Genomic DNA, 8,075 nt, shown 5'->3' with positions numbered 1-8,075 from the left:
ACTGGTATGAAGTCCAAAGGAATTTATTCACTTCAGTTATACGTGAGCATATTTTGGCAAACCGATTCAGTGATGGTATCGTCTAGAATACATAGATGATAGTTTTTGTCAATGCGTAAGTCCTATTATTCTGAGAAAAGTAGCCAGTAAGTTAGGTGTAAACCTTGACCAACTGGGTAGACGGGTTTTGACGACCGTAGCGAGAGTTAGACTTTGGGTATTACCCAAGCCTACTTTGTCCGCAGAATCTCAGCGTATGAAAGACCTGAGAGTGTCAACAACCGAGTTATAACGGAAAATCAAAGCTTGATGGCGATATATCTGTGCAGCAACCGGGTTTGTGAGACGGGATGCGATCGTTAATAGTTAAATTTTTGTGTTTGAATATTAAGGTTTGTAATTTTCAAATTGTTTATGACAGTCGATCGCCACTCTCTTTTATTTGACAATATAGCTACCGCTGCCAGCTCTGGTGGGACTGCCAACCTCGACGAGGAAGGGGGGACACCGCCGCCGAGCCAAGGCAGCCGGATCGCAAGTTCGGTGCTGTCTCCGGCGGTGCAGTTATTGCTGCGATCGCAAGTTCAGCAAGTTGACGACTTGAAGGTGAAAATTGAGGGGAGCGATCGACAAATTTTCAGCGGTACGATCCCCAAAGTAACGGCAGCCGCTCGCGGTGCAGTGTATAAAGGATTACACCTAACAGAGGTTGCTCTAGAGGGCTGTGGCATTCGCATCAACCTAGGTCAAGCTCTCAAAGGCAAACCGCTGCGCCTCCTCGAATCCGTTCCCGTGACGGGCGTTTTGAGGCTCAATCAAGCGGATTTGAATGCGTCTCTAAAAGCGCCTTTGCTGGCGGATGCTTTGAGTGAATTTTTGCTGCCAATGTTACCGCTGACGGATAGCGAAAAATCTCTGAAATTGCAAGATTCTCAGATAAAAATTGAGGCGGGGAAGTTGACGCTGGCGGCGACTATTTTGTGCGCTGGGGGTACGCAAATTCCTGTTGTATTGCGGACTGGTTTGCGGATTGCTAGCGGTCGCGAATTGATGTTTGAATCACCAGAAATCGAAGTCGATGGAGAATTAAAGAGTAGTGATTTCAATGATTTTAAAATTGATTTCGGAGAGGAAGTTGCAATTGATGAGTTGATTTTGAGTTTGGGGGAGATTGTTTGTCGGGGTGGAATTAGAGTTTTGCCTTAGTTAGCTGTTGACTGTTGACTGTTGACTGTTGACTGTTGTCTGTTGGCTGTAACCTTGTTCCCAGGAAGAGCCTGGGAACACATACCCGGAGGCTCTGCCTCCAAATTCCTATGCCCTATGCCCTATGCCCTATGCCCTATGCCCTATGCCCTATGCCCAATTCCCAATTACCGACTAAGTGACATCCTCCCGACGCTGATGCTACGCATACAGTGCGGGCTTCCCAAGATCGCTCTTGGAATCTTCGAGCTTCATCGCCAGTTGTCTAGACACTGTTTCCAATGCCCCCGATACCTCGGCTCCACTCGCAATTTCAACACCCGATAGACCACGGGCGCAAATCACTTGACCTGCTGCAACATCTCTTGGCTTGACCGACCCACACTCATGACAGTCATGAATCCGCACACTCAGATCCTTTTTCACCTTGGCTCCGCAGTCAGGGCAAGTTTGAGACGTGCCCTTCGGGTCAACCTTGCCATAGTAAACACCGCGCTTGAAACAAACCCACGGCAGCACTTGATTCACAAATTGACCCAACCCTGCATCCAGAGTATGTTTCCCCAACATGCCTTTTGCCATGATTCGGAAATCCAAATCTTCGACAAAAATCATGCCCGCACGGTTGCAAAGATGATGAGCAAGCTTGAACTGCCAATCCAATCGACTCTCAGCAATTTGTTCGTGAACCTTGCCTATTTTCTGAATCAGCTTAGATCGAGTGTTAGACCGTTTCTGTTTCCGCTTCAAACAGCGTTGCAGCAATTCCAGCTTGCGATGCAGTTTGTCAAAGAAACGCGGCCTAGCGACTTGTTCGCCATCACTGGTAGACAGAAAATAACTCAGCCCCACATCAATCCCGATTGCATTGCCATGAGGTGGCACATCAGGAACGGTGACATCGCACTGAAGACAAAGGGTGACATACCAACCGGAATGTTTACGAATAACCCGAACCGTTTTGACCTCAAATCCGTCGGGAATTTGACGATGCAAAACAATGGTCATCTCCCCAATCTTGGGAAGCTTGATTTTGCTCCCATTGACCGGACTGTCTTTGAATTGAGGGAACAAGAACGAACGGTATTGACCAAACTTCTTGAACCGAGGGAATCCATACCCCCGCGCTTTCATTGCCACAAAAGCAGCATCAACCCGCCTCAATGGTTCTTGAATTACCTGAGACTGAACATCTTTGAGATGGGGCAACTTAGCTTTGATTGCTGTCAGCGCATTTTGCTGCTTGTAGTAATCAGGATAAGGAACCTCAGCACCAATAATGTACTCAGACACCAAAGAGCAAGAATTGATGTCGCACTTCCGAGACTTGATCCAGTCTTTCCGCTCACCCAAAGCGTAGTTATAAACGCCACGACAGATCTCAAGCCAAGACCCCATGCGGAGTTCTTGCGGCTGTGATGGGTAAACGCGGTACTGGTAATTCATCGTAAACATGCCCTTATGATAGCATATTTAAGTAGACTTGCGGTATTACTTAAATGATCGAGTCAGGGGTATCGAACCCCGTCGTAGGAGCGCGGGATGTCCGTGTATCCCGACGCTCACCTAGGTACAGGTAGAGCGCGGGACTTACAGCCTCCCGAACCCACCATTAGTTAAAAAAGAGTCGATCGCGGGCAATAGCAAAGTCACAAAATAGTAGACTAAGGGTGCAGTAAAAACATAACTGTCAGTGCGATCGAGAATGCCGCCGTGACCGGGGATCAACTGCCCGGAATCCTTCACACCGGCGTCTCGTTTCATCATCGACTCAGTTAAATCTCCCAACAAGCTAGCAACGCCAATCAACAGACCAAAAGCTGCCCCAGTATACGGCCACCCCGGCCATTGTAAATACCAAGACCCGGCGGCGGCCACGGCGATACTGCCGCAAACTCCAAATACGGCACCCTCAACAGTTTTTTTCGGGCTGATGTGGGAGAGGCTAGTGCGGCCGAAGAATTTGCCGACAAAATAAGCGCCAATGTCAGCGGCCCAGATGCAGAGGAAAGCCAGCAGCAGCGAAGTCAATCCTAGAGATATGTTGCTGGAACTTGTCCAAGACTGGGACGAGTAAATATTAACAGGCAAATTGCTTGCTACTACTTGCGAAAATTGGGTGGTAGCGAGATTGGCTGGATCGAGGCCGACTCGCAGCCGTACCCAATAGCTGGGCAAATAACCGCCGTAGAACAATCCTAAAATTGAGGAGGCAATATCGGCGATCGTCGATAATTTAGGTTGAAATAACAGGTAGAAACAGATTAAGGTTCCGGCGAGGGGGAACATAGCGTCTACGAGTTGCGGGGCCAAGGCGGCAGTAATTAGCAGGGCTTGACTGACAACTAAGGTAGTTTTGGCAGCGGGTGCAATGCCTTTAGCCCGGGCTAATTGAAAATATTCCAATTGACCTAGGTAGACGATGACGCCAAAGCCGAGGGTGAAGTACCATCCCCCCATAATAATCATTCCCAAAGCAAGGACGATCGCAACTATTCCACTCAGGATACGAGACCAAGGCATAAAATGAATTTCTCTTGCAGATGGCTGTGGGTGATTCGATTTGGGATTTGGGATTTGGGATTTTCGATTGTGTTAGCTAGTTCGGCGGGAATCCCCACACCAAACGAAGCGTTTCGCGCGTGGATGAAAGCCAGGGCGTTGACGAGTTGAGGCTTTGAACAATACGAAACGCAGTTGAGTGAGAGATTAGCCTCGACGAGGAAACGCCAATCTTTTGTGCAATCAACGACCGTGGTAAAATTAGGACATCTGAACCATGACAACAAGGTATGGGGTTGTAGACCTGAATCGCGGTCTACGTAAAACTTTGTGCGAAATAGGTTGAACATACGTTTCGATTTCGATTTGTACTTGTTCAAAGTGGGGCTGGACGTGTTCCTCACTCTAAAACGCCGTAGAGGGAAACCATTGGAGTACCTCGAAGGAAGATCTCGATATCCTTAACAGGACTCAGATGCCCACAACATACCGTTTACGGTTGGTGTGGGAGCGTCACGAGACGAGTTCTTACCTTGCACTGCCAACCCACATCCCCCATCGGTTATCGAAATATCTCAAGTCAGGCGGTCTATCCAGCTATGCTCGCCCTTTTTATTATGAAGGTTAACGGGACTTAAAAAAGGTTAAGAATTACATTTGGGAATCGGGAATGGGGCATGGGGCATTGGGCATCGGGCATCGGCCAAAGAGGGTATTGGAATAGCTTCTTCCCTCTTCCCTCTTCCTTCTTCCTTCTTCCTTCTTCCTTCTTCCTTCTAATCCAACTTTTCACCGCTGAGAATAAAGATGGGATTGACGGCCGCAAAGGTTTGACTCAGGCCGCGAGTCTCCAAGCGGTTGACGGCGGACTGGACTACCTCGATGTTGCGGACTTGCAACTCGGCGAAGCTTTCGGAAAGGGCGTAAAGATTCTCTAAATTCGATGCTGTGGCGACAACTCGACCCTGCGGTAGCAAGTGTCGCCAGACTTCCTTGAGAATCATTTTAATCGGGCGCCCTCCTTCGATGCAGACTCGGTGGGGGTGTTCGGGGAGGTTTTCGAGGCATTCAGGGGCGCTACCTTCGATGACTTGTACGTTTTCGATCCCGAATCGATCGCAATTTCGGCGAATCAAGCTGGCGACTTCTTCGTCCCTTTCTACGGCAATAATGCGACCTTTGGGGCACAGCAAACCTGTTTCTACGGCGATGGTACCAGTACCTGCACCGATGTCCCACACCACTGAATCTGCTTGCAGCCGCAGGTGGGAGAGTAACAGCAGTCGGACTTCTCGCTTACTCATGGGAATTCCCGGTAAACGTTCAAATAAATCGTCTGGGATACCAGGAGTGACGTAGGGCCAAAGCATAGTTGTATTTTTAATGGAAGGAAGAAGGAAGAAGGAAGAAGGAAGAGAGAAAAGGGAAAAGGGAAAAGGGAAAAGGGAAGAGGGAAGAGGGAAGAGGGAAGAGGGAAGAGGGAAGAAGGAAGAGGGAAGATTTTTCCCATTTCTTACTATCCCTCATTTCCCGCTATCCCCCAAGCCTTAATGTTTACTTTCGCACAATCTTGATAGTTTGGAGGCTTGGATCGCTGCAACCTGTGATTTTTCCGCTGGCTGCAAGGATGTGTTGCAGGTAGTCAAGGGCTTGTGGGGTAATGATTTCACCGGGCATCAGGACGGGTATTCCTGGCGGGTAGGGACAGATGAGTTCGGCGCTGAGTCGATCGACCGCTTTGTCTATTGCTACGGTTTCCGCTGGGGAAAAAAAGGCCTCGCGGGGGGAGACAGAGGGAGTGGGAAATCCTAACAGAGATCTTGCACCATTCTCAAGAACAGGCAAGATGCCTGTTCCACAAAGAGTGAATTTTCTTGTGGGGTGGGCATCTTGCCTGCCCCCGGTTGTACCGGCGTCGTCCCCGCGCCCGCCTCCTAAATTGTGAGTTAAATTCTGGAAACCTTTAACCAGATTGTCAATATCTGATGCTGTATTTCCCAAGCTGATAATAAATGTTAGATGTTGAGGCATTGGCAATTCTGCGGTAACTCCGAGTTCGGAGTGTAGAATTTCATCAGCCGCAAATCCTGTAATTCCCAAGTCTGATACTTTTACTGTTAGCCTGGTTCGATCTAAATCGACAAAACCTGGCGTATTTAACGGTTCTAAAACTGATAAGCCGGGAATTTGACTAATGTGCGATCGCGCTTTTGCTGCTAAATCTAAAGTTTGCATCATTAACTCCTTCCCGTGGATGGCGATTTGTTGGCGGGCGGCGTCTAATGATGCTAATAATAAGTAGCTGGGACTGGTGGATTGTACTAGCTGCAATGCCCTATTCAATTTTTGGATATTTATGCGATCGCCCTTGACGTGCAACATCGATGCTTGAGTCATTGCACCGAGGGTTTTGTGGATTGATTGTACTGTTAAATCTGCCCCTGCTGATAGGGCCGGTTCTGGCAAGTTGGGATGGAAGTTAAAATGGGCGCCGTGGGCTTCGTCTACTAATAAGGGGATGTTGTATTGATGGGTAATTTTGGCGATCGCCCGCAAATCTCCGCAAACGCCGTGATAGGTTGGGTAGACGACCATTACTGCTTTCGCGTCGGAATGTTGTGCTAGGGCTGCTGCTGCGGCTTCTGGCGTGATGCTGTTGGCAATATCCCAATCCGAGTTGTACTCTGGATTGACAAAAATGGGAATTGCGCCGGATAAAATCAAACCAGAAATTGCCGATTGATGGATGTTTCGAGGCAAGATAATTTTATCTCCCGGGCCGCAAGTCGCGAGAAGGGCGGCGATAATTCCACAAGTCGAACCGTTTGCTAAAAACCGAGTATGTTCGGCGCCAAAAGCCTCAGCAGCTAAATTTTGAGCTTCGGCAATTACGCCCTCTGGGTTGAAGAGATTGTCTAATTCTGGTAATTCCGGTAAGTCCGATCGAAATACTGCGGCCCCGAATAAGTCAACTAACGGTTGAGAAATGCCTTGTCCGCGTTTGTGTCCGGGGGCGTAGAATGGGCTGTGATGGTGATTTGTGCGATCGCGCAGCGCATCTAATAGGGGAGTTTGTTGTTGAGGGTTTGGTACTGACACACTTATATAGCCTTTCTCAGAAAGATGAGGTACTCATGGGAATTGGGAATTGGGAATTGGGCATAGGGCATAGGGCATAGGCCATACGTCTCTTTTTTGAGAACCGCTATATCATTTTAGATTTTAGACTGGGGATGACTCACTGGATCTGGCTTGGGATATTCCCTAATACTCAAGGCATAATTTTCGGCGAACATAACAGTTGGGTTTCGCTATTTAGATAGATGTGTTAGGCGCTGTTTTAATTTTAATATAATAGACTCGCTCCTACATATTTGATTGAGAGTTCAACCGCAGATGAAGACAGATAGGCGCAAATATACGCAGATAATTTTAAGGTATTTTTCAAGTCTGTCAACTCTAATTAACCAATACCACAAATCGGTTGTTTTTGTTTTAAAAGATAACTGGAATTGGTGACCAATTGTTTTTTTAACATCTCTATTAGCTGAGCTAAACACTAACATGATTTATCCCACTCCCGATCCGCTTCCAGGCCCGCAAATTCCCGGTACTGAACCCGGGCTGCCGGGGATTCCTTCATCGCCACCGATGCCTGGCCCTGGGCCCGTACCCGAACCGATTCCCAGCCCCGTAACAGAACCGGTACCTGCGCCAATTCCGCAGCCAATTCCTGAACCGGTGCCGGAAACTGTACCTTATCCGATTCCTCAAACAGTTCCGGGGCCTATTCCTCAGACAATCCCTGAACCAATCTAAAATAATGTTTGGCGTTGCTGAACCTTGGTATGATAAAATAGTCGTCGGAGCATCACAAATCACACACATTTAAGAGAAATATTATGCAATGCCCGGAATGTCAGTCAACTCATATCAATAAAAATGGTCACAAAAAAGGCAAGCAGAATTATATTTGCGTCAGATGTAAAAGACAATTTATAAACTATTATCAACTTCAAAGAGGATATTCGGAAGAAGTGAAACACGAATGTCTAAAAATGTATGTTAATGGCATGGGTTTTCGAGCCATTGAAAGAGTCAAAAATGTACATCATATAGCGGTTCTCAGAAAGATTCGCGGACGTTGTTGGGCTTGGGCCCTCTAGTCTGGATGGTTATGTAAGTTCTCAGTCATACCTCATCTTTTTGAAAAAGGCTATACTACAATTATTACTTGGGTAAAACAAGCTGGAGAACTCTTGCCAAATTGTTACGAGGAGAGAAACGACTCCTTCGGTTGGAGAATTAGATGAATTACAAACATTTGTCGGTTCAAAAAAAAATAAAACCTGGCTGTGGACGGCGGT

The 8,075-nt window shown here is 47.5% G+C and carries 8 protein-coding genes and 2 pseudogenes; 6 read left to right on the top strand and 4 right to left on the bottom strand.

All coding sequences use genetic code 11. The features are described from left to right. Positions 1-414: 414 nt before the first annotated feature. A complete protein-coding gene (locus QZ918_RS32485) occupies positions 415-1,206 on the top strand; it encodes an LmeA family phospholipid-binding protein (RefSeq protein ID WP_293343070.1) in 792 nt (263 codons plus the stop codon). Between the two features lie 201 nt (positions 1,207-1,407). On the opposite strand, the gene QZ918_RS32480 is transcribed toward QZ918_RS32485, so the two are convergent. Further along, complete coding sequence (locus QZ918_RS32480; protein ID WP_293343067.1) at positions 1,408-2,652, bottom strand: RNA-guided endonuclease InsQ/TnpB family protein; 1,245 nt, start codon at positions 2,650-2,652, stop codon at positions 1,408-1,410. Between the two features lie 144 nt (positions 2,653-2,796). Then, on the bottom strand, positions 2,797-3,729 hold the full coding sequence (locus tag QZ918_RS32475; RefSeq protein WP_293147748.1) for a phosphatidate cytidylyltransferase: 933 nt from the start codon (positions 3,727-3,729) through the stop codon (positions 2,797-2,799). A 3-nt stretch (positions 3,730-3,732) separates the two neighbouring features. On the opposite strand from QZ918_RS32475, the gene QZ918_RS32470 reads away from it, so the two are divergent. Continuing rightward, the gene (locus QZ918_RS32470) at positions 3,733-3,879 is read left to right on the top strand and encodes a hypothetical protein (RefSeq protein ID WP_293147746.1); all 147 of its coding nucleotides are present in this window, start codon (positions 3,733-3,735) and stop codon (positions 3,877-3,879) included. Between the two features lie 605 nt (positions 3,880-4,484). Here QZ918_RS32470 and cbiT read toward each other — a convergent pair. After that, the gene (gene cbiT / locus QZ918_RS32465) at positions 4,485-5,078 is read right to left on the bottom strand and encodes a precorrin-6Y C5,15-methyltransferase subunit CbiT (protein WP_293343064.1); all 594 of its coding nucleotides are present in this window, start codon (positions 5,076-5,078) and stop codon (positions 4,485-4,487) included. Between the two features lie 13 nt (positions 5,079-5,091). Between cbiT and QZ918_RS32460 the strand changes: the two genes are divergently transcribed. Beyond that, positions 5,092-5,259 carry a hypothetical protein gene (locus tag QZ918_RS32460; protein WP_293343061.1) on the top strand — a complete coding sequence of 56 codons (168 nt, stop codon included), beginning with the start codon at positions 5,092-5,094 and terminating at the stop codon, positions 5,257-5,259. A 3-nt stretch (positions 5,260-5,262) separates the two neighbouring features. Here QZ918_RS32460 and QZ918_RS32455 read toward each other — a convergent pair whose 3' ends face one another. After that, on the bottom strand, positions 5,263-6,807 hold the full coding sequence (locus QZ918_RS32455; protein WP_293343058.1) for an aminotransferase class I/II-fold pyridoxal phosphate-dependent enzyme: 1,545 nt from the start codon (positions 6,805-6,807) through the stop codon (positions 5,263-5,265). A gap of 465 nt (positions 6,808-7,272) precedes the next feature. On the opposite strand from QZ918_RS32455, the gene QZ918_RS32450 reads away from it, so the two are divergent. The 3 genes and pseudogenes from QZ918_RS32450 to QZ918_RS32440 all read left to right on the top strand — a co-directional run. Next, entirely contained in the window at positions 7,273-7,527 is a 255-nt protein-coding gene (locus tag QZ918_RS32450) for a gamma-aminobutyric acid A receptor, epsilon-like protein (protein ID WP_293343055.1), read from the top strand. 83 nt (positions 7,528-7,610) lie between these two features. Then, positions 7,611-7,823, top strand: a pseudogene (locus QZ918_RS32445) (IS1/IS1595 family N-terminal zinc-binding domain-containing protein); the annotation flags it as partial. 105 nt (positions 7,824-7,928) lie between these two features. Next, positions 7,929-8,075: pseudogene (locus tag QZ918_RS32440) on the top strand (IS1 family transposase); the annotation flags it as partial.

The sequence above is a fragment of the Microcoleus sp. CAWBG58 genome, from assembly GCF_020883045.1.
Lineage (GTDB): Bacteria > Cyanobacteriota > Cyanobacteriia > Cyanobacteriales > Microcoleaceae > Microcoleus.
This window is presented reverse-complemented; position numbering and strand designations above follow the sequence as displayed.

What these genes read in the sequence shown, in the direction of transcription:
- QZ918_RS32485 (WP_293343070.1), top strand. Translation starts at nt 415, where the DNA reads ATGACAGTCGATCGCCACTCTCTTTTATTTGACAATATAGCTACCGCT.
- QZ918_RS32480 (WP_293343067.1), bottom strand. Translation starts at nt 2,652, where the DNA reads ATGAATTACCAGTACCGCGTTTACCCATCACAGCCGCAAGAACTCCGC.
- QZ918_RS32475 (WP_293147748.1), bottom strand. Translation starts at nt 3,729, where the DNA reads ATGCCTTGGTCTCGTATCCTGAGTGGAATAGTTGCGATCGTCCTTGCT.
- QZ918_RS32470 (WP_293147746.1), top strand. Translation starts at nt 3,733, where the DNA reads ATGAATTTCTCTTGCAGATGGCTGTGGGTGATTCGATTTGGGATTTGG.
- cbiT (WP_293343064.1), bottom strand. Translation starts at nt 5,078, where the DNA reads ATGCTTTGGCCCTACGTCACTCCTGGTATCCCAGACGATTTATTTGAA.
- QZ918_RS32460 (WP_293343061.1), top strand. Translation starts at nt 5,092, where the DNA reads ATGGAAGGAAGAAGGAAGAAGGAAGAAGGAAGAGAGAAAAGGGAAAAG.
- QZ918_RS32450 (WP_293343055.1), top strand. Translation starts at nt 7,273, where the DNA reads ATGATTTATCCCACTCCCGATCCGCTTCCAGGCCCGCAAATTCCCGGT.